Annotated in this window: 18 protein-coding genes, 1 pseudogene and 1 riboswitch; of the genes and pseudogenes, 6 read left to right on the forward strand and 13 right to left on the reverse strand. The window is 29.7% G+C overall.

The window, feature by feature from the left end:
* The 9 genes and pseudogenes from CLPUN_RS14040 to metK form a co-directional block, all read right to left on the reverse strand.
* Positions 1-156: helix-turn-helix domain-containing protein (locus CLPUN_RS14040; protein WP_143329058.1), on the reverse strand; the 156-nt coding region annotated here is incomplete at its 3' end.
* A gap of 106 nt (positions 157-262) precedes the next feature.
* Positions 263-6,190: pseudogene (locus tag CLPUN_RS14045) on the reverse strand (DUF6531 domain-containing protein); the annotation flags it as partial.
* Between the two features lie 45 nt (positions 6,191-6,235).
* Complete coding sequence (locus CLPUN_RS14050; protein ID WP_077847886.1) at positions 6,236-6,988, reverse strand: DUF4280 domain-containing protein; 753 nt, start codon at positions 6,986-6,988, stop codon at positions 6,236-6,238.
* 1 nt (position 6,989) lies between these two features.
* Positions 6,990-7,511: a hypothetical protein gene (locus CLPUN_RS14055; protein ID WP_077847887.1), complete on the reverse strand. Its 522-nt coding sequence runs from the start codon at positions 7,509-7,511 to the stop codon at positions 6,990-6,992.
* Positions 7,508-8,611: a pentapeptide repeat-containing protein gene (locus tag CLPUN_RS14060; RefSeq protein WP_077847888.1), complete on the reverse strand. Its 1,104-nt coding sequence runs from the start codon at positions 8,609-8,611 to the stop codon at positions 7,508-7,510. The genes CLPUN_RS14055 and CLPUN_RS14060 overlap by 4 nt, the downstream gene beginning before the upstream one ends.
* Before the next feature lie 111 nt (positions 8,612-8,722).
* Complete coding sequence (locus CLPUN_RS14065) at positions 8,723-10,162, reverse strand: contractile injection system protein, VgrG/Pvc8 family (protein WP_077847889.1); 1,440 nt, start codon at positions 10,160-10,162, stop codon at positions 8,723-8,725.
* A gap of 169 nt (positions 10,163-10,331) precedes the next feature.
* On the reverse strand, positions 10,332-10,949 hold the full coding sequence (locus tag CLPUN_RS14070; RefSeq protein WP_077847890.1) for a hypothetical protein: 618 nt from the start codon (positions 10,947-10,949) through the stop codon (positions 10,332-10,334).
* Positions 10,950-10,976: 27 nt separating this feature from the next.
* Positions 10,977-12,419 carry a contractile injection system protein, VgrG/Pvc8 family gene (locus tag CLPUN_RS14075; protein ID WP_077847891.1) on the reverse strand — a complete coding sequence of 481 codons (1,443 nt, stop codon included), beginning with the start codon at positions 12,417-12,419 and terminating at the stop codon, positions 10,977-10,979.
* 411 nt (positions 12,420-12,830) lie between these two features.
* The gene (metK, locus tag CLPUN_RS14080) at positions 12,831-14,006 is read right to left on the reverse strand and encodes a methionine adenosyltransferase (protein ID WP_077847892.1); all 1,176 of its coding nucleotides are present in this window, start codon (positions 14,004-14,006) and stop codon (positions 12,831-12,833) included.
* 171 nt (positions 14,007-14,177) lie between these two features.
* A riboswitch (SAM riboswitch) is annotated at positions 14,178-14,276 on the reverse strand.
* Positions 14,277-14,459: 183 nt separating this feature from the next.
* On the opposite strand from metK, the gene CLPUN_RS14085 reads away from it, so the two are divergent.
* Positions 14,460-15,527 carry an NAD(P)H-dependent flavin oxidoreductase gene (locus tag CLPUN_RS14085; RefSeq protein ID WP_077847893.1) on the forward strand — a complete coding sequence of 356 codons (1,068 nt, stop codon included), beginning with the start codon at positions 14,460-14,462 and terminating at the stop codon, positions 15,525-15,527.
* Positions 15,528-15,753: 226 nt separating this feature from the next.
* On the opposite strand, the gene CLPUN_RS14090 is transcribed toward CLPUN_RS14085, so the two are convergent.
* The gene (locus CLPUN_RS14090) at positions 15,754-16,134 is read right to left on the reverse strand and encodes a RidA family protein (RefSeq protein ID WP_077847894.1); all 381 of its coding nucleotides are present in this window, start codon (positions 16,132-16,134) and stop codon (positions 15,754-15,756) included.
* Between the two features lie 242 nt (positions 16,135-16,376).
* Entirely contained in the window at positions 16,377-17,657 is a 1,281-nt protein-coding gene (gene guaD / locus CLPUN_RS14095) for a guanine deaminase (RefSeq protein ID WP_077847895.1), read from the reverse strand.
* Positions 17,658-18,035: 378 nt separating this feature from the next.
* On the opposite strand from guaD, the gene CLPUN_RS14100 reads away from it, so the two are divergent.
* The 5 genes from CLPUN_RS14100 (at position 18,036) to CLPUN_RS14120 (ending at position 25,713) form a co-directional block, all read left to right on the forward strand.
* Positions 18,036-19,913, forward strand: coding sequence for a beta-glucoside-specific PTS transporter subunit IIABC (locus tag CLPUN_RS14100; RefSeq protein ID WP_077847896.1), 1,878 nt, complete (start codon positions 18,036-18,038; stop codon positions 19,911-19,913).
* Positions 19,914-19,963: 50 nt separating this feature from the next.
* Positions 19,964-21,370 (forward strand): glycoside hydrolase family 1 protein, encoded by a 1,407-nt coding sequence (locus tag CLPUN_RS14105; protein ID WP_077847897.1) that lies wholly within the window; start codon positions 19,964-19,966, stop codon positions 21,368-21,370.
* A 262-nt stretch (positions 21,371-21,632) separates the two neighbouring features.
* A complete protein-coding gene (locus CLPUN_RS14110) occupies positions 21,633-22,481 on the forward strand; it encodes a PRD domain-containing protein (RefSeq protein WP_077847898.1) in 849 nt (282 codons plus the stop codon).
* A 60-nt stretch (positions 22,482-22,541) separates the two neighbouring features.
* A complete protein-coding gene (locus CLPUN_RS14115) occupies positions 22,542-24,035 on the forward strand; it encodes an FGGY-family carbohydrate kinase (protein ID WP_077847899.1) in 1,494 nt (497 codons plus the stop codon).
* 196 nt (positions 24,036-24,231) lie between these two features.
* Positions 24,232-25,713 (forward strand): pectate lyase family protein, encoded by a 1,482-nt coding sequence (locus CLPUN_RS14120; RefSeq protein ID WP_198944344.1) that lies wholly within the window; start codon positions 24,232-24,234, stop codon positions 25,711-25,713.
* A gap of 190 nt (positions 25,714-25,903) precedes the next feature.
* Here CLPUN_RS14120 and CLPUN_RS14125 read toward each other — a convergent pair whose 3' ends face one another.
* Complete coding sequence (locus CLPUN_RS14125) at positions 25,904-26,224, reverse strand: hypothetical protein (RefSeq protein WP_077847900.1); 321 nt, start codon at positions 26,222-26,224, stop codon at positions 25,904-25,906.
* 139 nt (positions 26,225-26,363) lie between these two features.
* Complete coding sequence (locus CLPUN_RS14130; protein WP_077847901.1) at positions 26,364-26,867, reverse strand: GNAT family N-acetyltransferase; 504 nt, start codon at positions 26,865-26,867, stop codon at positions 26,364-26,366.
* Positions 26,868-26,874 lie beyond the last annotated feature (7 nt).

The raw sequence follows: 26,874 nt of genomic DNA on the forward strand, positions 1-26,874 counted from the left end.
AATTTCATTTAAGATAGTGTTTATAGGTCGTTTTAACTCTTTTGCTATCTTATAAGGTGAAAAGCCATCTTTTAGACGAAGCTGGATAAGCATACGTTCTTCAAAATTCAAATGTTTATTTTTACGTGGTTCTGTGTTATTATTTGGGTAGTCCATAGTGATTATCCTCCGTGTATGTTTTTTGTTTAACGATTAAATCATAACACAGAATAATCCACTATGGATTTTTTATTAGTTCAATTTCATTTTACAACAGGTCTAATTCTTTTTTCTCTTTTATTCTTTCTGTAAAACTTTTTCTTCTAGGAGTTTGACTTAATGGGCTAGTTAAGAAACCTTCTTCTGATTTCTTTTTAGCTTCTTCCATAGCTTTTGCTCTGGCTTCTTGAGCCTTCTTTGCTTCTAATACAATTGCTTTTTCATCTATTTGATAAGCTTTCACTGAAACTACATTTCTATCTACGTTGTAGCTTCTATCCACATGATTTTTATTTCTATCCACATGTTTTGTTAAGTTACCTTCCTTATCATAATAGAAATATTCACTATTTCCTTCTTGGTCTCTTATTTCACATACTTGTCCTAAACTATTGTAGAAATATTCTATACTTCTACCATTTGCATCAGTAGTACTTGTTATATTTCCTGCATAGTCATAAGCATATTTTTCAACTCCGCCTTCTGCTGTTGTTATTTGAATAATTCTTCCCCAGTCATCTAAGAGATAGCTTGTTTGATTTCCATTACCATCAGTGATCCCAGTAATATTTCCTCTAGCATCATACTTATAGCTTTGAGCTAGTTTATTTTCTTTTCTGGAATTTGGAGTAACAATATCTTTAATTTGCCCTAGTAGTGTGTAGGTGTATTCTACTTTATTATTTTCTCCATCTATTGAACTTTTAATATTTCCTTTATGGTCATAAGTATTTTTAGTTATTGTTTCTCCTAAAGCATTTTTAACTTCGACCACTTGTCCTTTTAAATTATAAGAATAAGTTGTTCCAACTCCATCATCTTTCTTATTATCATATTGCTCTGGTAATACTTGCTTTATAATTCTATCATTTTTATCATAAAACAATCTTGTTGTATTTCCTGAGAAATTCACAAAATGAGTAAGTCTATTTTGAGGGTCATAAGTATAAGTCTTTTCCTTAAGTGAAAATCCTAATTTTATATTTGTCTCTTGGAACTTACTCAGCGAATGTAGGTGAGTAGAGTTTTCTTCATTATTAAACTTAAAGTTAATTTTCTTAAATAATTTCTCATTTTCTCTTTTGTTTTCAAGTCGCTCAGGCCAATGCACTCTATAATCATTTTCACTTATATATTTACTGCTTATAAGCTTTGCATCTTCCCCTGAATATTCACTTATGCTTGTTATATTATCAGCCTTATCGCATTTATAAGCATAACTTCTAAAGATTCCATTAGCTTCATCTTTTTCATGCTGCTCTATAACTCTATCAGCTTTATCATAAACTCTTCCTATTTCATAGCCTTTTGGAGTTATAATCTTTGTTGTATTACCATTTTTGTCATATTCATAACTTGTAATAGCCCAAATATTTTTTCCAGCAGTTTCTGGAGCTACAAAACCTCCGTTTATTTCTTCTTTCTTTTGAATTAAATTTCCTACTTTATCGTAAATATAGTGAATTGCCTTAGTAGTTGTATCATTAATCTTAAAGCTCTCATATGTTTTGTTGTTTAAGCAATCATATTTATATCGTGCTTTTGCACCATACCTATCCTTAACTTCAACAAGCCTGTTTTCTTCATCATATTCAAAATGAATTTCATGATATTTATTACACACTTGATTTTCAGATACTATTGTAGTTCCATACTTTTCTAAGATTTTATTTCCATTCTTATCATAATAGTAGTATGCTAAACTATATTTAATCAAATCTTGTCCAATACTTTTTTCATCAGCTGACAATTTATTATTTTGTAATAAAACATTATCTTTATTATCATCTGTTGAATTCTTTACTTGTATTGAATCATTTGATCTATTGTCTTCAACTTTTTCAACCGGAACTCTTTTTTCAATTAGATTTCCAAGTAAATCATATTTAAATAATGTTGCATTTCCTTCATTATCTATTTCTTTTATTATGTTTCCATGAAGATCATATTCAAAAGTTTTTTCTACACTTCCTTCCTCATTTATTATTGAAGTTAACCTATTCATTGAATCATAAATATAGCTAAATCCTAACCCATCATCATTTTCTTCCTTGTAGTATTCTGGGCTTATATGCTTTATAACATTTCCATTTGAATCATAGAAGAATCTTTCTATTCCTCCATCTGGATATATTGTTTTTATTTTTCTATTATCTTTATCATAAGCATACTCTACTCCAAGACCATCATGAGTTTCGTCACTATAATAATTAGGATTTACTTGCTTTATTATATTGCCTTCACTGTCTCTTATGCTCTTTTCTACAATTCCAAGTGGATTTTTTATACTTATAAGTCTATCCATATGATCATAGGTATATCTATAACCTTCTTCTGAAGCACTTCCATCAATACATGCGTTTGGAGTATAAAGGCTCACTAAATTTCCCATATTATCATAATTTTTTATTGTTACATTTCCATTTGCATCCTTTATTTTAGCTGCAAAGTTTAAATTATTGTATGCAAATTCTATTGTTCCATAATCTGTTTGTATTTCAGTGTTTCTGCCTACTTTATCATAGGTATATCCATAAACATATCCACTGTTTGTAATTACTATAACTGGATCTTTTCCTTGTTTTCCTCCTAAGTCACTTGAATTTTTGTATTCATATTTTGATATATTTCCATTACCATCTGTTTTACTTAGAATTCGTCCATAAGAATCATATTCATAACTTTCAGTTTTCCAATTTCCAACCGAAATCTTTGTTTTCTTAGTCATTAAATTACTTAAGCGATCATAATCATAGATAATTTCTTTTTCTTCATTATCTTTTTCTTGAATTAAGTTTTCATTTTCATCATAAATATATTCTGTTATTAATCCATTTGGCAGCGTTTCTTTTAGCAAGTTACCAAATTCATCATAGACTTTAAAAATTTCAAAGCCCTTTCTATCTTTTATATAGCTTTTATTTTGATAATCATCATATTTATATTCTTCTGTAGTTCCATCTTCATAAAATAAATGTGTAATTAGTCCATCTTTATTAAATCTTGTTTTTTCTGTTCTTTTACTCTTAGTATAATAGAAGGTTACTTCTTTTTCTGAGTCATCATAAGTTATTTTACATGAATCATCATTCGGGAAGTCTTGACGTATTACTCTTCCTTTTTTATCAAAGAAGTTCTTAGTATAGGTATTTCCATTTTGATCTGTTATAGTATCTATATATCCTTTATCATCGTAGGTATATCTTGTTATTCCTTTATCAACATGAATAACATCTGTTAAATAATCTCCATCATACTTATATTGAACTACTCTATCTAAGTCATCTTTTATCTCAATTACTTTTCCATCTTTGTAGATCAAAAATAACTTATAATTTGAGAAGGTTGTTATTGTTTCTATATTTTCTCCAATGTAGGTTACTGAAAGTTTGTTATTGTTCTTATCAGTTATATCAACTAGTTTACCGAAATTATTGTACCTATAAATCTTTTTCTCTGTTGCAATTTTAAATATCCAATAGTCACCCTTATTCTTTAATGAATAAATTTTTGCTCCACCCTTGTCATTTATCCATTCATCATAAGCTTTATTAAAAGTTTCAACATGACCATCTGTACAAAGTACATTTATTTTTTCTCCATTAAATTCAAGTAAAGTTTCAAAGTTTGTAGTCCATCCAAGTCCAAGAAGCCCTGTCCTGTTATTTACAGATTCATATTTCCTTTCAATTTTAAATTCTTCATGAATATCTGGTAGTACAATATCAGTTGCTGGAATATATAAACTTCCTGTTGCTCCATCTACAGGATCAGAGAAACATACTTTATTACCAATATATTTCTTTATAAAAGTACTTGTAAAATTAGCATCTCCAGTAGTTGCTAATTGACTTCCCATATCTAAAGCGATATCAGAAGCTAATCTTACTCTTCCTAGAGTCTTACACGAAAGCTCTCCCGCTTTCTCTAACTTTTTGAATTTATTCATTGCACCTATACTAACATTAGACATTGCAGCTGAAGTTACTGCTGATTTTACATAATCCATAATATCAGTATCTAATTTTCCGTTATCAGCATAATCAGCTAACATATTAAAAGCAACATCTCCGCCTGCATCTAATCCCATTTTTAACAATACCTCTGTAGCTGCTCCACCTGTTCCAATTGCAATTACGACACTTGATATAAGAACCGATCCATATTTTACAATATTATATAGTGTTTCATTCCCTCCACATACAGTATCCCGCATAAAATTATAAGATTTCGAGAAGTCACCACTCTTGGCTTTACCATAATCAGATAATCCTTCTCCAATTTCAGCTGCACCTACTGCTGCTGCCGTAAGCCCAACTCCTACAGCTGCAAGTGCTAATCCTCCTGTAAGCACTGTTGCTGCTACTGCTACCGCTACAACACCAATAGCCAATGCAATTGCTCCAAAACCCACCTTTTGCTTAGCTGCATCAACTTTTTGTTCTTCATATGCTTTTGCTTCATTATTTATTTCTTCTATTTTGGCTGCATCTCCATCATTTCTATGCGCTATTTCATCTGGCAGCACTACTGGATCTTTTATTGTTCCCTCATATTTAATTGTAGTTCCTTTTATAAATGTCTGCTCAGACATTTGAACTCCAATTGAACCTTTAGATAGTTCTATTTTACTTTTAGCTGAAAGATTTATACTTTCTGGTCTAAATGGAGGTGTATCCCCAAATCCTTCTCTCATTCCAAGTTCTAAATTTTCTGTTGCTGTAAAATTAATATTATTACCTGCTAAAGAAACATTTCCACTTTGATTTAAAGTTAAACACACAGTTCTACTATCATCTGCTGCAAAACTCATATCACTTGGAGTTAATTTCATTTCACTACCTGATGTATGAGAAAATGATTTATTATCTGGATTTTGAGTTTTTCCTGCATATTTTGCATCTGATCCGTGTGCTCTTACTGCGTGAATTGCAATTGAATCTTTCTCCTCATTAGTTGGAAAATAAATATGAACCGTACTTTCTTTTTCAGGCATACAGTACCATGCACTACTTTCTATTGCAAAGGTAAAATATTTTTGATTTGGATAAGCTTCATATACAGAATCTATTTCAAAGTGTACACTCATAGTGTTTCCTTTTATATCTTTAACTGCAGCAGGTATACTCATTCCAAAAATCTTATGATTAACTTTCTGAATGCTTCTTAGACCTCGTTCAATTCCTAATGCATAAATTGTTCTAATTTCTTCTTTATAAACTTCTGTTTGAACTTTTGCTACTACGCATTTAACTTTATTGAATATAACCTGTTCTCCAAGTATTAATTTGTTAGGAGTTACAATTTCCCAAGTGGTATACTCTTGAAGAAAATTTTCCTCAATACCTAAAGCTTCTCTCTTATTGTAATTATTAATATCTTTAACAACTTCATAATCATCTAAATCTATTTTCTCATCATTATTAATTTCAGGTATTCCAAAATGGAATCTCCCATAATCTGCTGTAAATTCGGGAAGTAATACTCCATTAAAATGGCTTGCAATCCTCTTTATAAATTCCCAGTCTGTTTCTTCATATTGAAGTATAAACTCCCCTATTGCTTGTCCTTTAGTTATATTATCGGTGAAGTCTTTCTTAATATAAGGTTCTAAAACCTTTTGTATAACCTGTTGATAGGTCATATCTAGGTTACAGAAGGTTCTACTGTTTTTCTTAATATCAAAATCCTTTGTATAAGAGACACATTGAAGCTCCATAATATGAAGATTACTTTTATAAGACATGAAAACTTCCTTAATCTTACCTATAAATAACTTAGTTTCTTGCTTAGTATCTTCATCAACTCTCGATACACTTACCTTTTCTTCCCTAACACTTTTATTTATATACTCTAATATTTTTCCTTCTTCTATTAATAGCCTTAACTTTAAGGAAGCATGGTCATTAATTGGCTGTACTATTTTTATATCTTCAACTTGAATACCATTGTAAGGTATTTCTATTTTTAATCCCTTATATGTTAGTATCATATAGTTCTATCCTCCTTCTCCTTTGTTAAATTTCTGATAGTTTTTCTATTCTTTTTGCCCACTTGTGTATAATGTAATTTCTCCCCCATATGCACATTGAAGCTTACATCTACCAAGTAATGAAGGTTTTCCATCCATAAGAACATCTTCTTTTCCGTCTATCCATTCAGTAAATATTTGAGGATCACATACTCCTGCACATTTTGATGCTAAATCAGCACTTGCTTCTTTTGCTGGAGGTTTTGAAAACAAATCCATGACCTTTTCAAAAAAACTTTTCGGTCTACTATTTACTTCGTCTAATATTTTTTTAGCCGCCGCTTGTACACTTGGATTATTTGGGCTCTGACATATTCCAAAATTTCTTATATTTACATTAGGTTTGCTATCGCCAACATTTAGTTGAGCAATTCCATGTATAAATTCCCCATGGCTTATAGGAACTACAGCAAAGCTTTCATGAACTGCACAGCTGCACAGAATAACTGCAGTATGAACAATATAGCTTTTTTGAAGATCTTTTAATCGTTGAGCCTCTGCTTCTGCTGCCTTCTTTTCCTCTTCTGCTTTCTTCTCCTTTTCCGCTTGTTCTTCTGCTTTCTTTGCTGCTTTTTCTTCTGGAGATGCTGTAAGCCAGTTTATTCCATTACCAATATCTCTCTTTAAAAAGCCACCAACTCGTTCTACCATCCCTACTGTTTGTTTAACTGTATCAACTGTATCTTTTACACCTTTTTCAGCTTCATTTACTACTGTTCCAGCCAATACCCCATATTTTCCCTCATTTTCACTTGCCACCTTATTCCACCTCTATTTCCTCAAAGTTAATTCCCACAAATAAATTTCTCTTTAGCATGCTTTCAACTACATCTAAGGAAACTATAAAGTAATAATCCACACCTGCTTTTATTTGAAATATATTATAATCTTCTATTTTCTTAGAATCTAAAACTATCTTATCTACCCAGCCGTTTTTTAAATAAATAGTATTATCACTTAATGCATCTAATAAATCAGGTAAAACTAACCTATATACTTTCTGCTTTTTCAGTTTTAAATCCGAAAATACAGCTATTTTATAAATTATTGTATTTTCATATAAATTAAAAACTTTGTGAAGCTCATCTGAAACAAGTAATACTGGTGCTTGAATTAAATCTGGATAAACACTGTTTTCATTCCCTTTTACAGGAACGTTTGTACAATCTCTATATTTATCTTCATCTACCTTTAATAAAGTCATTTTTTTGCTATTATTAAAGCCTTCTATTTCAATTGCATTTTCAAGAATTCTATCTTGTCTTAAAATAAAATATTTCATTCTTCCTTCCCTCCATCTATATATATAGTTTGAAGTTGTTCTGAAGTTAAATGAATAAATGGTATATCTTTTTCACTGAAGACAGCATCTTCTACATCCGCTCCTTCAAAAGACACATTTTTTAATTTTGCACCTATAAAGGCTGATTTTTTTAATTTTGCATTAGTGAAGTCTACATAACTAAGTTCAGAATTACTAAAATCTACTCCGATACATTCTGCACTTCTAAAATTAGAATCTTGAATTATAGCATTTTCAAAAGATGCTCCTCCTAATTTTGAATTTTCAAATTCACAATGTTGTATTTTTGCTGCCTTAAATTGTCCTTTTATTATGTAACTTTCTGAAAAATTTATTTCCTTAAGTCTGCTGCCTTTAAAATTAATAAATAACATATTCTGCTTTGTTAAATCACCAACTTCTAGTTTGCTGTCTTTCCACACAGTATAAACAAAGGGATGTTTTTCTTCTGGCTGCTTTTTTAATTCCAAAAGTTCGTTTATATCTTTTTGTCTATTATCCATAGCAAATAATATTTCACTTTTCCCTTGATATTCACTCCATTTTACAGTGTAAAAAGTTTCTATGAAGTTTTCTTTCATCCATGGCTCTTCATCTAAATTCCAAAACCAGCTTCTTATGCTTATTGAAATGTCGTTATAACATTCTACTGCTAAATTAAATATGATTTCTTGAATATCATATTTATTTACTTTTCCCATATAAATCTTTTTTTCTTTTATTAATTTTTCTTTAAGGTCTATAAATAACTCAAACAGAAATTTCAAGTCTATTTCTTCATATATAGAATCCTTATCTAAATACCATAATGAATTATAGCCATGAGCAAATATCTTATAGCTTTCATTTAAAATATTGATTCTAAGAAGTTCAAATTGAAAAACTCCTATTTTATAATCCTTTTCTGTTTCATCAAACTCCTTGGCTTTCTTTATTAATTTTTTCATTCCATCTATTAATAATTTTTTTACCTTTTCTTCATTTTCCTCAAAGTATTCTTCAAACTTTAATCTATATTCCTTCACTAAGTTTTCGCTTACATTTGCTTTAAAATGTTCTAATGCTTCTTGTCTGTTCATGATAATCCTTCCTTTTCCTTTAGGAATTATTCTCTTAAGTAAGTCATATTAAATCCAATAATTTTATTGCTTTGTCCTTTGCATCATTTACTTAACACTTGCTTTATATAACTAATTATTATTAACTTGTGTACCTTTTTCTTTTATTTGTCCCTCTTGATCAAAGTCCAAACCTCCACCTTTATCACAAGCAAAATTTATAGTCTTCTTGGAGCTTACTAAAAAACTCTTTTGAGCCTGAATTTTAATATTTTCTTTTGCATTTACATTTATATTATTTTGGCTTGTGATGCTTAAAGTTCCATCACTCGTAAGGTTCATTTCTGCCTGTCCACTATCGCATGAAATAAAAATACCAGCTGGTGTAAGCTTAACCTGTTTATCATGAGCTGTTCTTAGATACTTATCATCTGGATTTCCCATTCTGTCTTCTGATTCTCCGGCTCCTTGAATGTATCCACTAACGGCACTGACTGCGAAGGTTTCATCTTCATCTTTAGTCGGGAAATATGCTCTTACACTATCCCCTATTTCAGGCATGCAATACCATCCACTTCCATCAGTAGATGCTGACATAGTAGAAAATTTAAACCAATAAGCCTTTTCTTCCTCTTGGCATTCATCTATATTTAAATGAATCTTTACTAAGTCTCCTTGAACCTTTATTATTTTTCCATCAATTGAACTTCCTATAATATTGGTATTAAAAATTCTTTTCTGTCTTAATCCGTTTTTTATTCTTAATTTATAAGTGTTTTCTAGTTGTCCATTTTTAATTTCATAAATTCCTTCATACACATAAAAGGATTGTCCTTGCATTTGTATATTATCTCCAAGCTTTAATATTTCATAAGTTTCTATTTCATAAGTTATATAATCTATTTCATCTGCATCTTGAAGGAAATTTTTAAGCATATATTCATAAAGCCCTAATTCTTTATATACTTTATAATTAGTATTATCACCTTTTAATTCCTTTACTTGATCTGGAACTCCCATAACATACTGTATTGATTTAGTATCCATAACTGAAAATAATCCTTGATTATATCTTGATGCTATTCTCTTTAAAAATTGCCAGTCTGTTTCTTCATATTGAACAAGGAATTCTTTTACTTCTTCATCTGGTATATTTAAAATATAATTAGAATTGCTATATTCACTCATTATAGATTTTATGAGGTTTCGAGTAGTCATAGATATGTCTTGAAAAGATTTGGACTTTAATTTTACATCCATTAAATAGGACATGCTTTTAGCTTCAATATTAATTTTGTATACTTCACGTTCTACATTTATTTCTATATTAGTAACAATGCCATAAAATAAAGTTATATTTTCATTTCCTTCATAATAAACTTCTATAGTCTTATTATCTGTGGTTAAATCAATATCCTTATCTTCTTCATTTTTTAAAATTCCACTTAAATATAGCTTTATATGTTCATTTATCTTTACGTCTATTTTTAAGTTTTTAATTGATTCTAAAGTATATCCACTAACTCTGATTTTTTCATAATTAATTGATTCTACTACTTGGTTCGGATCCATTTTTACAAGTCCCCTCCTTTAACTTTCCTTATCCTTTAGCTAAATTAACTTATTTTCTTGTATTTTGATAAAAATTCAAATACATTTATTTCAGGTATATAAGTTCCTTCATAAAATTTGCATCCATATGCTTTATTCCATGTAAATTTATAATTGCAAAATATATAGTTTAATTAATCTTTATCAGCATTGTACTTGCTTTTATAATTAATTCCCAAATCTTAATATCTTTATAAAAACAATTATAATTTCCTATAAGCAAGGTTCCCTTATATTCTCTATAGAAAACAAGATTATAAATCGGACCCTTTCCGGTTGGAGTTTTATATGTTCCATAATACATTTTTGAAGCTCCATCTCCAACTTCTCCCTCTTCAATCCATTCTAGGTAAAGCTCCATATCTTTAAAATTATTTTCCATGCCTCTTTTAAACTTAGCAAAACTCTGTTTTTGAGCACCTTTATCTATATAAGTTAAAGTAAAACTTAAACCATCAAGATCATTCACTAAAGTAACATTTTTATTAGTGTTTACTTTTTCTTCGAAATATCCTGCAGGCATTGGTATTTCTAACTTTCCTTTTATAAGTACTCTGTTTTGAAATTTAAAATTGGTATTGTTTATATGTAATACCCCACTTTTAATTTGATTTATTACTTCTTTAAGGGTAATTTCTTCCTCATCTGCATTATGGTTATCTTCATCTAGTTCTTTCTTTAAGCCTTCTTCTTTTTCCATTCTCTGCTGCATTTTCAATTTTGCTATTTTTTCATCTATATTATCCATGCTAATCTAATCTCCTTTAATCTAATATTACCCATTATTATGAGTTCTAGTTCCAGTGACTAAAATCTCATTGCCCTCATTCATTATTAAACTGCTTCCAGTTTCACATAAAATATCTACACTTTTTTGCGCACTTATTGTCATTTCATTTTCTGCTCTTAATAAAAGATTTTTAGCACAAGCAATATTAATATTCCTTTGACCCACAACATCTATAGTTCCATCTCTATTTAAATTCATAGAAGCTTGCCCACCATCACATTCTATTAATATTCCATTAGGTGTAAACTTAACTTCTTTATTTGCATCTGTTTTTAAAGATTTGTTATCTGGATTAGACATCCTATCTTCCTTTGCCTCTGCCCCTAATTTTGCTTCATGAGTATCAATAGCATTTACAACAAAAGCTTTACTTTCCTCTTTAGTTGGGCAGTATAATCTTATTTTTTCACCAACTTCAGGCATACAGTACCATCCTCCACCATCTGGTGATGCTGCAACCGTAGCATATGGAAACCAATATGATATAGAAGGATCTGAATTGTTGCTAATTTCTAATTGAACCTTTACTCTATCTCTTTGAACTTCTAATATTGATCCATTAATTGATATTCCTATACAATTCATATTGTATAGACGCTTTGATCTAAGACCACCTTTATGTCTTAATTCATATATATTCTCTAAATTGCCTGCTTCCATTGTATATACTACTTTATTAATATAAAACTGACTGCTTTTAAAATCAAAATTCTCACCTAGATTTAATATCTCTTGTGTTCTAATTTCATAAGATATAAAATCTGTTTCTAAAACCTCAAACACATCATTATTTTTTGCATCATTATATTCCTCTACTGCTTTAGAAATAGAATAATTAAGAATTTTTGTTTTTGGCTCCACATGTATTTCTGGGGTACCTATATATAAATGAATATTCTTAAGTTCCATTTCACTTATAAGACTTTGATTATACCTAGATACTATACGTTTTAAAAATTCGTAATCCGTTTCATCATATTGAAGTATAAATTCCCCAATTGGTTCATTAGGAATGTTTATATTATAATTTGCACTAGGATATACTTTCATCACTTCATCTATAAGCTCATGAGTAGTCATATTTATATTTTGAAAATCTCTTTTTTTCTTTTGAATATCCATTTTATAATCAAAACTTTTAGCTTCTATAAATAAGGTGTATACATAATTAATGACACTTATCTTTATTTTTGTAACAAGCCCGTTAAACAATGAAAAATGTTCTCCATCCTTTTCATAAAATACTTCTATAGGTGTTTCTTCATCTGTATCCTGCAAACAATTATCTTTCATTTCATCATTTAAAATACATGTTAGATTTAAGGTAACATGATTACTTAAGCAATTTTGTATCTGCATTTTTTTTATAAAATTCACTTCATATGTAGATATTCTTAAATTTTCATACGATATAAAATCTTCTTTCATAAAATACATCCTTCCCTTCACTTTTATACTAAACAGATTTACTACATACTTCTTTACTTTTTTTAATTCATCATTACATCATATATTTTTTCTTCCTTAATATATACTTAATTACATACTTCTTGGTATAATGAGTATTTTCTTCACTTTTTTACATTATTTTAATAAACTTCACTTTATCATCTTAATAAAATATAATAAATATACTTGTCGTAAATTCCCAAAAATTAATCGTAAAAAATAAGTATTTTAATTATTTCGCCTTTACTATTTAATTGGTATATTCCAGGATAAATCCATTGACTTTTAAGTTAATAACTAGTATTTAACAAACTTTTTCTTGAAATTATTAATTGCTTATAGCTCAAAAAAGCTGCCTCAAAATAAATTTGAGACAGCTTGAATATCATACTATAGATATTTCTTAATTTCTTCTACTTTATTTAATTGCTCCCATGGTAAGTTAAGATCATTTCTTCCGAAATGTCCATAAGCAGCTGTTTGTTTGTAGATTGGTCTTCTTAAGTCAAGATCTCTAATTATAGCTCCTGGTCTTAAATCAAATACTTTTTCTACTATTTCAACAATTTTATCTTCATCAACTTTTCCTGTTCCAAAAGTTTCTACTTCAATAGAAACTGGCTTTGCAACACCTATTGCATAAGCTAATTGAATTTCTAATTTATCTGCAGCACCTGCAGCAACTAAATTCTTAGCTACCCATCTTGCAGCATATGCAGCTGATCTATCAACCTTAGTTGGATCTTTTCCTGAGAAGGCTCCTCCTCCATGTCTACCATATCCGCCATATGTATCGACTATTATCTTTCTTCCTGTTAAGCCTGAATCCCCTTGAGGTCCTCCAACAACGAATCTTCCTGTTGGATTGATGAAATATCTAGTTTTATCATCTAATAATTCTGTTGGAACAACAGCATCAATAATATATTTCTTAACATCTTCTTGGATTTTTTCTAAAGAAATCTTATCATCATGTTGTGTTGATATAACGATAGTATCAATTCTTTTAGGTGTATTATCTTCATATTCAACTGTAACTTGAGTCTTTCCATCCGGTCTTAAGTAGCTTAATGTACCATTCTTTCTTACTTCTGTAAGTCTTCTTGATAACTTATGAGCCATAAATATTGGAAGTGGCATGAAATCTTCTGTTTCATTAGTTGCAAAACCAAACATCATACCTTGATCTCCAGCTCCAACTGCTTCAACTTCGTCTTTTTCACCTGCTCTTGATTCAAGGGCTTCATTTACACCCATAGCAATATCAGCTGATTGTTCATCTATTGCTGTTAGAACTGAACAAGTGTCACAGTCAAATCCATATTTAGCTCTGTCATATCCAATTTCTCTTACAGTTTCTCTAACTACCTTTGGGATATCTACATAACAATTTGTTGTTATTTCTCCCATTACCATTACCATACCTGTAGTCGTACAAGTTTCACAAGCAACTCTAGCAAGTGGATCTTGTGCTAAAATAGCATCTAAAACACCATCTGAAATTTGGTCACACATCTTATCTGGATGTCCTTCTGTAACTGATTCTGAAGTAAATAATCTTCTCATTTTTTTCTCCCCTCGACATAACTCTTTATCATAAATTTTAATACATATATTTTAATTTTAGTAAAATATATACATACTTTTGGTAAGCAGTATAACTTTTAACTTTTATGGAAATTGTTTTGCTAAAATAAAAAAACTCTTCGATAAGAAGAGCACAATTTCAACAATACTTTCTTATCTTGTAGAAATACATCTACGGAATTGGCACCTTGTTTAATACAGGTTGCCGGGTTTCACAGGGCCCTTTCCCTCCACCTCTCTTGATAAGAGTTACATAATTTAATTTTCATCATTATGTTATCATATGATTTGTGATTAGTCAATATAATAAAAACAGTCTTTTTTTAAATTTTCCTTGTTTAAGTATCAATGTTATTCTATAATTAAATAAAAATACTTTGATTGTCAAAGTACTTTTATCATTGAATTTTCTTGTGAAAGGATATATGTAAAATGAATTTTAATTCACTTAAAATTGGAAATTTAGTTGCCCCTATTCCTATTATTCAAGGAGGAATGGGCATTGGCGTTTCATCTTCTAACTTGGCCGCTGCTGTTGCAAACGCTGGTGGTATTGGAATAATTTCTGCTGCTCAACTTGGTTATGATGAAGGTGACTTTGAAAAGAACCCTTTAGAAGCAAATTTGAGAGCTTTAAAAAAACATATTGAACTTGCAAAATCTAAAGCAGTTAATGGAATAATAGGCATTAATGCTATGGTTGCAACTAATAACTATGAAGATCATATAAAGGCCGCAATAGAAGCTGGAGTTGATTTAATAATTTCTGGTGCTGGACTTCCTACTATGTTACCTAAACTAGTAAAAGATTCTTCTGTAAAAATAGCACCTATTGTTTCTTCTTTAAAAGCAGCAAAGGTAATATTAAAGCTTTGGGATAAACATGATAATATAGCTCCAGACCTTGTTGTAATTGAAGGTCCAAAAGCTGGTGGGCACTTAGGCTTTAAGGTTGAAGAATTGGAAGATGAAAATCTTGATTTTGATAAAATTGTTACAGATATAATAGATGAAACAAAAAAATATTCTCAAAAATATGACAAAGAAATTCCTGTTGTTGTTGCTGGAGGAGTTTTTGATGGCTATGATATTGCTAAGTACCTTAAATTAGGAGCTAGTGGTGTTCAAATGGCAACAAGATTTGTAGTAACTGAAGAATGTGATGCTTCACAAGCCTTCAAAGATGCATATTTAAAATGCACAAAGGAAGATGTTCAAATAGTTAAAAGTCCTGTAGGAATGCCTGGACGTGCTATAAGAAATCCTTTTGTTAAAAGAACTCTTACTGAAAGAGAAAAAATAACTCATTGTTACAATTGTTTAACACCTTGTAACCCTGCTGTAACTCCTTACTGTATAAGTAAAGCTTTAATTAATGCAGTAAAAGGAAATATTGATGATGGTCTTATCTTCTGTGGAGAAAATGCTGGCAGGCTTACAAAAATGACTACTGTCCAAGAGCTTATGGATGAGTTAGTTTCAGAAATAAAGAAAGCTTAACTAAATAAAATTTGCTGCATTTACAATTGAATCATAATTGTGATTTAATGTGAATTTTATGAATCTATATAACTTAAAATTATATATAATTAAATGGACTGTTACAAAGAATTGCTATACAAAAGCTTTCCTTGCAACAGTCCATTTTACTTTCTTTATAAAATTATGTTAAATATTATCTTATAAATATTTTAATTACAATAGCATGAAAGTATCCTAATATTAATTATTCCTTTTTGCATGCAATTACTTCAACTTCACATAACACTGCTTTAGGAAGTTCTTTTACTGCTACGCAAGAACGTGCTGGCTTACTTATAAAATATTCAGCATAAACTTCATTAAATTTAGCAAAATCGCCCATTTCAGCAATAAAACAAGTTGTTTTAATAACATTATTAAAATCAATGTTATTAGCTTCTAATATAGCCGAAATATTTTTCATAACCTGCTTTGCTTGTTCTTCTATAGTAGTTCCTACTACTTCACCTGTTGCTGGATCTAAGGCTATTTGACCCGAAGTAAATAATAAATCTCCAAAGCTTACTGCTTGAGAATATGGTCCTATAGCTGCTGGAGCTTTTTCTGTGTTCGTTACTTTTAACATTTTTAATTCCTCCCCAAAATATATATGGCATTTTCTTTGTTATTGTTTTTCAAATGCCTTAATCATTAATTCTTTTATATGAATTTATTTAATTGTATCATCTTATTATTTCATATACAATTTTTTTAGTAATTCCTATTTTATCCCTATATATATCTACAAGATAACTAATTCTGTTTTTTCAAAAAATCTTCCTTAATCAATAAGTAACTTAAAATCTTTTTTGCGCTTTAATTATAATATTAATTTAATACTTTTCCAGATAAATATTTATTAATTATATTTTCCTCATTCCCAAAATATATTAATCTTTCTATTCTCTCTTCTATGCTGCCTTTACTTACCTTCCATAAATTCTTATCATCTATTACTAGAGCATCAAATTCATAACCTTCTTCAAAGCTCCCAACTCTCCCAAAAAATCTTCCACCGCCTTTAGTTGCTAAATAAAAGGCTTCTTGAATCGTTAAAGGTTTTTCTTCCTCTTTAAAACAGACATATCTTAATTTTGACATTTTTATTGCACTAGCCATTACAGAAAACATATTTAAAGTTTCTCCACCTGATATATCTGATCCAAGACCCATTTGAATATTTTTCTTTAATAACTTACTAATTGGAGATATTCCACTAGATAAATTTACATTAGAAGTTGGACAATGAGCTATTACTACTTCATTCATTTTAATTTTAGCTATTTCTTCTTCAGTTAAATGGACACAATGAGCCATTATAGTTTTAGTTTGTCCAAATAGATTAAATTTATCATATACATCACCATAGTTTTTGCAGTCAGGATGCAGCTCATTAACCCACTCAATTTCCGATGGATTTTCTGCTAAATGGGATTGAACTGGAAGATTGTATTTTTCAGCAATCTTACCAAGCTCCTCCATTAAATAACCTGTGCAACTTGGTACAAACCTTGGAGTAACTATTGGCTTTACAAATTTATATTTCCCACTACAATTTTCTATCCATTGAATAGTCTTTTTAATTGATTCATCACTATCTTCCTTTAAGGTATCAGGACAATTTCTATCCATATTTACCTTGCCTACATATGAAGTTATTCCCTTATCATCTAATAATTTCATTAATATTTCTGTAGACTCCTCATGAATTGTCCCAAAAATAACTGCTCTTGTTGTTCCTTGATTACATAATTCCTCAACAAATTCCTTATATATTTTTTCAGCATAACCTTTATCTTTAAATTTTGCTTCTTCTGGGAAAGTATATGTTTCAAGCCATGGTATAAGTTCTTTATCATAACCAATACCTTTTATAGCAAATTGAGGCGCATGTGTATGTAAATCAACAAAACCAGGAATTATAAGTTTATCACCATAATCTTTAACTGTAATTCCTTCATATTTCCCTGGTAATTTATCGTATACTCCTTCAACGGAATTTTCTTTTACTACTATATACCCATTTTCAACTATATTAAATGCTTCGCTAGTTTTCGTATGTACAATGTTTCCTTTTAATATCTTAATCTTTTCCTTAAAACAAGCCATATGTTCAACCCCTTATTTAGTTATTATTCGTATTTATTATAATAAATCTCTTATATATTCCCGTCAAGATTTTGTTAATTCTCCTCTAATGCTAAATCTACTTATAAATTTAGCATTTCAAATTTTATGGCTTTTATTATATCAAAATTATAATAATAACGGAAACATTTACACTTGACTCGTGAAAACGTTTATGATAATATATACACATAAAACTCAAATAAATCACAGTAGACGTGTTACTGGTAATGCAGGCAAGATCGAATCAATTGTTTAGATTATTCTATATAATCTAGCGATTTGGTTTGGTCTTTTTTTTGTTGAATGGCCATGAAACAAAAAATTAAAATTTCTATAAATATTTAGGAGGATTTAATTATGGATTATGCAAAAATAGCACAAGATATTTTAAAAAACTTAGGCGGCAAAGATAATGTAAAAGAATTATCCCATTGCATGACACGCCTTAGATTTAAATTAAATAACTCATCTAAAGCAAATAAAGATATAATATCTAAAATTGAAGGAGTTATTTCAGTTGTTGAAGGTATGGGCCAATTTCAAGTTGTAATTGGAAATAAGGTTACAAAAGTTTATGATGAAATGATTAAATTAGTACCAGAATCAGGTGTTTCAAATTCTGATTCCGCAGCTGCTGAAAAACAAAGTATTGGCAATACACTTTTATCTGCCTTATCTGGAATTTTTGTCCCTATCGTTCCTGCTATTGCTGGCTCTGGTATGGTTAAAGGAATTTTAGCAATTTGGGTACTATACTATACAAATATGTATGGAATTGATGTAAAACAATATCAAAGTTATATTATTTTAAATGCATTATCTGATGCTGTATTCTACTTCTTACCTATATTTTTAGGATTCTCAGCAGCTAAAGTATTTAAAACCAGTCAAGTATTATCAATGATTATTGCTGCAACTTTATGTTATCCTGCTTTCACTGCCCTCATGACAGGAAAGGAAGCAGTTGATTTTCTAGGACTTCCTGTAACAAAAGCACCTTATACGTCTTCTGTAATTCCAATAATTATTGCAGTATGGGTGCTATCATATGTTGAAAGATTCTTCGAAAAATATATACCAGAAGTATTAAAGATTATTATGGTTCCAACATGTGTTTTACTTGTGATGCTTCCTGCTACAATATTACTATTTGGACCTATTGGAATATACCTAGGAAATGTTATCAATTTTACTTATAAATCTATTTATACATTTAGTCCAATCCTATGTGGAGCTTTTATTGGCGGATTATGGTGTGTATTAGTTATCTTCGGTGCTCATAAAGCTTTAGTTCCAATTGGTATTAATGATGTTGCACAAACTGGAAGGCAAAATCTTTTAGCTTTTGCAGGTGCCGCTAATTTCTCACAAGCTGGTTCTGCACTCGGAGTATTCTTTAAAACAAAAAATAAGCAATTAAAAACAATTTCTATGTCTGCTAGTATTACTGCTCTTTTTGGAGTTACAGAACCTGCTATCTATGGTGCAAATCTTAGATTGAAAAAGCCAATGGTATGTGCTGTAATCTGTGGTGCTATTGGTGGTGGAATTATGGGACTTGGAGGAGCTTATGGAAACGCCTTTGCAAACCAAGGTATTTTAACAATACCTGTTTATGCCTCAGCTGGAATGATACCATTTTTAAGTTACTTAGGTGGCTGCGCCATTGCATTCTTTGGTTCTGCTATCTTAACTTATATAGTAGGCTTTGAAGACATAGAAAATAAAGATGAGGAAGAAGTTAAATCTAGTAATTTAATTCAAAATTTATCTTCTAGTGAAGATCTTGAAATAACATCTCCCTTAAAAGGCAATATTATTCCTTTAACTGATGTAAACGATAATGTATTTTCCTCAAAGGTTATAGGTAACGGTGTAGCTTTAATTCCAACAGATGGAATAATCAAAGCTCCTGCTGACTGTAAAGTCGTTTCACTATTCCCTACCTTACATGCTATAGGCCTAAGATTAAATAATGGAGCTGAACTATTAATTCATATAGGAATTAATACAGTCGAATTAAAAGGAAAACATTTTGAATCATATGTACAACAAGGTGACTACGTAAAAAAGGGAAGCAAATTAATATATTTTGATATTGATAAGATTAAGGCAGCAGGATATGATATCACAACACCAGTAATAGTAAGTAATACAGGAGACTTCGCAGATGTAAGTCCATGTGAAAGTAAATATGTATCAGATGAGGATATAATTATTTCCCTTGCAAAATAAAAAAACAATAAACTACTAAAATAAATGTTTTATATAACAGGAGGATTTCTATGAATACAATATTTCCAAAAAATTTCTTATGGGGTGCTTCCTCTTCTGCATTTCAAATTGAAGGAGCGTGGGATGAAGATGGTAAAAAAATGACTGTAGCTGATTTCAATTCCTTTAAGAAATCTGACATACAAGCTGATACAAAGGTAGCTTCAGATTTTTACCATCATTTTGAAGAAGACATTAATTTAATGAAAGAATTAGGAATGAAAACTTATCGTTTTTCTATCTCATGGGCAAGAATTATTCCCGATGGTGATGGTGACATTAATCAAAAAGGAATAGACTTTTATAATAAAGCAATCAATAAATTAACAGAATGTAACATTGTACCTTTTGTAACTTTATATCATTTTGATTTACCTTTTGCTTTAGTTGAAAAATATAATGGTTGGGAAAGCAGAGAAACTGTATATGCATATGAACGTTTTGCAAAAATCTGTTTTAAGGAATTTGGAGATCGAGTTAAGTATTGGCAGCCTCATAATGAACAAAATTTAATTGTTAGGGTTGAGGAAAGAATCAATATTTATGATGAAAAAGACCACTTAAAAATTGATAAAATGCGTGCTCAAATGGACTACAACATGTGTTTAGCACATGCCCTTGCAGTTAATGCATGTCATGAGATGATAAATGATAGTAAGATTGGAGCTGCTGTATCATCATCTGTAACCTACCCACTTACCTGCAAGCCAGAAGATGTTTATGCTGCACGTATGAATGATAACTTTAAAGTTTACTATATGCTTGACATGCATTTTTATGGTGAATATCCAGGCTATTATTTAAAATATCTTAAGGAGCGCGATATAATGCCTCATATGGAAGACAATGATAAGGATATTTTAAAAAGTGCAAAAATGGATTTTATAGCAGTGAACTATTATAGAACAAATTGTGCTGAAGCATTACCCGTATCAAATAATAATACTTTTGGAACTAGAGAAGGCACTGTAGATTTTAGCATGCATGGACTTTTTAAGATGTCTATGAATCCTAATTTAAAAGCTTCTGAATATGGTGCTGCAATTGATCCCTCTGGCTTACGAGTTGCATTAAACGAATATTGGCAAAGATATCATCTGCCTATTATAATTACAGAAAACGGTCTTGGAACTCCTGACGTTTTGGAAAATGGAAAAGTTCATGACAAATATCGTATTGATTACTTAAAATGCCACATAGATGCTTGTGCATTAGCTATAGAAGATGGTGTTGAAATGCTTGGTTACTGTCCTTGGTCTTTTATGGATCTTTTAAGCTCTGCACAAGGCTTTAGAAAACGCTATGGTTTAGTCTATACGAACAGAACTGACCACGATACCTTAGGATTAGAGAGAATAAAAAAGGATAGCTTCTATTGGTATAAAAAAGTTATAGAAACTAATGGTGAATTAGAATAAAATAACATAATATATTTATAATAAATTTATATAAAAACTAATGATATTACTTCATTTTATTGCTCACCATTAAACTATTTAGGCATATTGAGAAAGCTCCTAGATAGCTTCATATTTTGTATAGAACAATGAGTATGTGCATCTTATAAATACACATACTTAAGGGATAATAAAACAGAATGGCTTATTGACTTATTTTCAATGTGCCTAAATTAACACTATTTATTTAAATAAATATAATGATGAGATTGGAGTGCTAAGTATGTATATTACAAAAATCTTAAATAATTCCTTGGTACTTGCAAAGGATAATACAGATAATGAAATAATTTTAATGGGAAAAGGTCTTGGACACAATCATGCTATAGGCTATGAATTGAAAAAAGAAGAGATTGAAAAAATTTTTGTTCTTCATGATGAAACAATGAAAAAGAATATTATACAATTAGCTTCTGAGATTGACGAGGTCTATTTTAATATCGCACAAATGATTATTGATTATGCAATAACAAAATATAATATAAAATTAATGAATCATATATATTTAGCTTTAACTGATCATATTGCATTTGCTGTAAAGCGTTTTAAATCTAATATTCTAATAGAAAATCATTATTTATCAGAAATTAAAGATTTTAATCCTAATGAATATGATATTGGGGCATATGCATTAAGAATAATTAATGAAAGTTTAAGCTTGCAGCTTCCACAAGAAGAAATTATAAATATTGCTAATCATTTTATTAATGCTCAACAGGATAATCCTTATAGTGAAAAAAACAAAAAAATTTCTAAAATAATAAAAGATATATTAGAAATTGTTCACTATCATTTTGCAATTATATATAATGAAGATTCATTTTATTATAAGCGGTTTGTAGCACATTTAAAGGCTTTTTCTCAAAGATTTCTTGATAAGCAGCCTAATAAAGAACAAGTTGATTTTATTTATGAGCAAGTACGTGCTAATTGTAAAGCAGAATACGAATGTGTAAAAAAAATTAAAACGTATATATATAATGAATATTCTAGAAATCTACCTATTCAAGAAGAATTATACTTGATGATACATATTCATAAAATTTTAGGAGAATTAGATGAAATCTCTTAAGATAAATTAAGAAAGTATATTAAAACTTTGCCCACTCTAATTATGCAAGGAGGTTTGATTATGGTGATTATTCTGGTTATTGATGTAGGAACTTCGAGTATGCGTGGTATCCTATATTCGCAAAGCGGATATGCACATAAAATTATTCAAGAGACTTATTCACCTGAATATCTTAATGATGGTTACGTTGAACAGGATACTCTTACTTTTAAAAAAGCTCTTATTAATATAATAAAACAAGCCGTTGAAGGTGCTAACAATTTAGCTGCTGAAATCATTGGTATTTCACTTACGTCCCAACGTTCATCTATGATCGCACTTGATTTTGAGTGTAATCCATTACGTAAAGCTATAATGTGGCAAGATAGACGAACACTTCCAATATGTTCAAATTTGTTGCCATATGAAAATTATATTTATGAACGAACCGGTCTTAAACTAAGTCCTGTTTTTCTAGGACCTAAAATAGCATGGTTAAAGCAAAATGAAGAAGAGATATATAGAAAAGCTTATAAAATTGTTACTATTGCAGATTATCTAATGTATATAATGACAAATAATCTTAGAACTGATTATACCTATGGCAGTAGAACTCTATTAATGAATTTACATACTCTTAATTGGGATACTGATTTACTTAACTTATTTGATATAGATGAAGATAAGTTATGTACTTTAAGTGGACAAGGTTGTATTTCTGGATATATAACGGATAGTTTTTCTAAAATATCTGGATTAAAAGCCGGTATTCCTGTAATTTCAGCCGGTGGTGACCAACAATGTAGTGCAATTGGAAATGGTGTAATTAATGAAGGCGATACTCAAATAACTACTGGAACAGGTTCGTTTATTATTACTTCCTCCGACAAACCTCATATTGATCCCGTTAGTAAAGTTATATGTAGTATTTCTGCAGTTCCTAATAAATATATTCTTGAATCTAGCATACTGACATCAGGAACTATTTATAATTGGTTCAATAAAAATTTCTATTGTAGTACTGAAACTGTTGAATATAATTATGATAAAATAAATTTCGATGCAGAAAATTCTAAACCAGGTTCTAATGGTGTTATATTGTTACCACATTTTCAAGGCAGTGGTTCACCTGATTGGAATCCAAATGCTACAGGGTTGTTTCATGGTATTTCACTTGGCACTAAAAGAATAGACTTTCCACGTAGTATTTTAGAAGGAATAGCCGCTGAAATTGCTGAAAATTTAGACATATTACGTTCATATGTAGGAACGATCACTGTAATTAATATTTCTGGTGGTCTTACTAAAAATTCACTTTTCAATCAAATACAGGCTGATATGTATGGCACATCTGTAAATTTACCTTCTGATTTTGAAACTACTGCTTTAGGTGCCTTAGCCAGTGCAGCTGCCGCTTTAGGAGTATATAATTCTATACCTGAAGCATTAGACTATATAAATAAAAATAAAGAAAATACTATTTATAATCCAATTTTAAATAATATTGAAATTTATAATCAATTAAAAATCCGTAGAAAAACTATTTACAACGCTTTATATAAAAGTATAACTTGATTAATATTTAATCATTGTATAGCTAGAGACTTATTTCCTAAATATAATTGAGACTTTTACAATTAATATATAAAAATAATTCTCTATCTAAACTGCAAATTATTTATTTAATTTTAGGAAATTATTGTTTACATTAGTATTTTATGATAAAATCTGTATGAAATTTAAAAATTTGTAGATTAAAGGAGTTTAAAAAATGAAAATTGGAAGAATGATTAGTAAAAAAACCCTATGTTGTATAGTAACAGCTTCATTAATTATGGGCGTTACTTCATCAAAACAAGCAGCATTTGCATCTGACCTAAAGACTACTTCAAGTATCCAAACTACATCAGCAAGTTCTATACAAAATTTAAGTGAATATTCTGTTACAGGCTTCTCTAAAGGAAACCAAGGTGGGGGCATAATTGATGAGACAAGCCCTGATTATAAAAAAGTAACTAATGCAACAGAATTAGCAGCAGCTTTAAATAAAAAGTCACCTGCAAAAGTTATAGAAATAGTGAATGATATTGATTTAGGATGGAATGAATTACCATCATCAGTAAAAGGTTCACCTTTCTCTCAAGCTAATACTCCACTCACACATCCACTATTGAAGAAAACTGGTGTAAGCAAACTTTATGTCAAAAATTTAAATGGCCTTACTATTTACTCTAAGAATGGAGCTAAATTAAAACATGTAGGAATAATTTTAGATAATTCTCAAAATATAGTTATTAGAAATATACAGTTCGATGAGCTTTGGGAATGGGATGAAGCTACAAAAGGTGATTTTGATAGAAATGATTGGGATTATGTTACTGTTCAAACCTGTAAAAATGTATGGATAGACCATTGTACTTTTGGAAAATCATATGATGGTATAGTTGATTCTAAGAAAGGAACAACAGGACTTACTATTTCTTGGTCTAAATTCTTACCAGCAGACATGACAAATGGTGGCTTCTATGCTGCCATGTTCGATGAAATGGAAAAAAATCCTTCAAGCTATCCAATGTATAGCCTTATTAAATCTCAAGGATTAAGCAAAGAAGATATTATGAAAATTGAAGCACCACAAAAGAAAACTCATTTAATTGGTTCAACAGAATTTGCAAGTGATAATGCAAATTTACAAGTGACTTTACATCATAATTATTATAAGGACTCACAAGATCGTATGCCTAGACTTAGAGGCGGAAATGCACACGTGTACAATGTTGTAATGGACTCAACAAATGCATATGAAGCTTCAAAGTTAATACCTTCAAGTGTTGCTACAGCTTTAACTAAGTCAGGATACCATTTTGGTCTTTCAAGTAATGGTGCCTTATCAACTGAAGGCGGTGCTGTTCTAGTAGAAAAAAGCCAAATATTAGGTGTTCAAAATCCATTAAGAAATAATCAAAAAGATCCTAAAAAAGCTAATTATACAGGTAAAATTAAGGCAGTAGATACTATTTATAAATATGGTGATGTATCATACCGTGGAGATAGTGATACAAAAGATAGTACATTACAACCAAATCCAGTAGTACCTGCATTAAGTTTCTCATGGAATGGATTTACTACTTTACCATATGACTATAAAATGGATGATCCATCAACATTAATTGATACATTAACAGGAGTTAATGGAGCTGGCGCTGGAATTATTAATTTAAGTTCTAAAGAGTGGCTTCAAACTACTTATTAAAATTTTAAGCAAATAAAAAAAATAATCATGACAGAGGCTTTGAAATAGTCTCTGTTTATTATTTCTAAAATCAATTATTAATTAATTTTCTTGGAGTTCACATAGAACGTAACTGTCTTATATTTCCTCTTTGTTCCCTAAGGCCATCTGTAACATATATAGGACATCGCCTATAGTTAATAATATAATTTTAATGTACCACAGATATTTCTCCATCACCATTTATAATTAAAGTCTCTCCCTTTTCTATAGGGCCAACTTTTAAATACTCGTTTTCATTATCAAGCTTTGCAACCAATACCTGTGCACCATTAGAATCAAGTACTATAATAGTAACAGGTTTGCCTGGAGACACAAGTTTAATATTACGATAATACCCCTTATGTTCAGGAGATATTTTATATATCCCCTGTTTTAAAGTCGTTGATGTTGGAATTTGTTCTGCTTGGGAAACTTCACCAAACATAAATATAGATATTAAAAATACTATTAAAATTTTTTTCTTTTGCACATAATTCACCTCTTGTAATTAGTATTTTATTTTACTAATTACAATATACATTTTATTTATACCTAAATCATAAACAACTTCTTTACTTTTATTTACCATTATAAATTAATATTTATTATTTTTTATGATAATCTCTTCACTATAATATTTTCTCAAAAGCTATTCTTTTGCTTCTATTTGCTAAATAAATTATTCCACAGTATTGAAATTTGTTTTTCTTGAGTAACTTTTGCATAGATATGTTTTCTTCATGTGTATCTACCTTGATACTATGTACACTTTTTTTAAAGCAAAGCTGTTCTATATTTTTGATAATTTGTGATGATAATCCTAATCCCTTATAAGTGTTATCTACAGCTATTCTATGAATAACTGCATATTCATTATTACTAATCCATTCACCCTCATAAATAGCTTCATATGTTTTTTCTCCGTCAAAAGAAACTGCTACTGTAGCAACAATATTATTGTCTTTTAACAACACGTAACTATTTTTATCAGCAATATCACCGCTTATTGTTTCAATGCTAGGATAGTTATCCTGCCACTGATTAATCCCCTGTTCTTTAAAATAAACTTGTGCTTGTTTAATAATATTCATTATATTATTAATATCTATTTCAACTGCTTTTCTAAATTCCATTTCTCTA

Origin of the sequence: Clostridium puniceum (genome assembly GCF_002006345.1) — a bacterium.
Lineage (GTDB): Bacteria > Bacillota > Clostridia > Clostridiales > Clostridiaceae > Clostridium > Clostridium puniceum.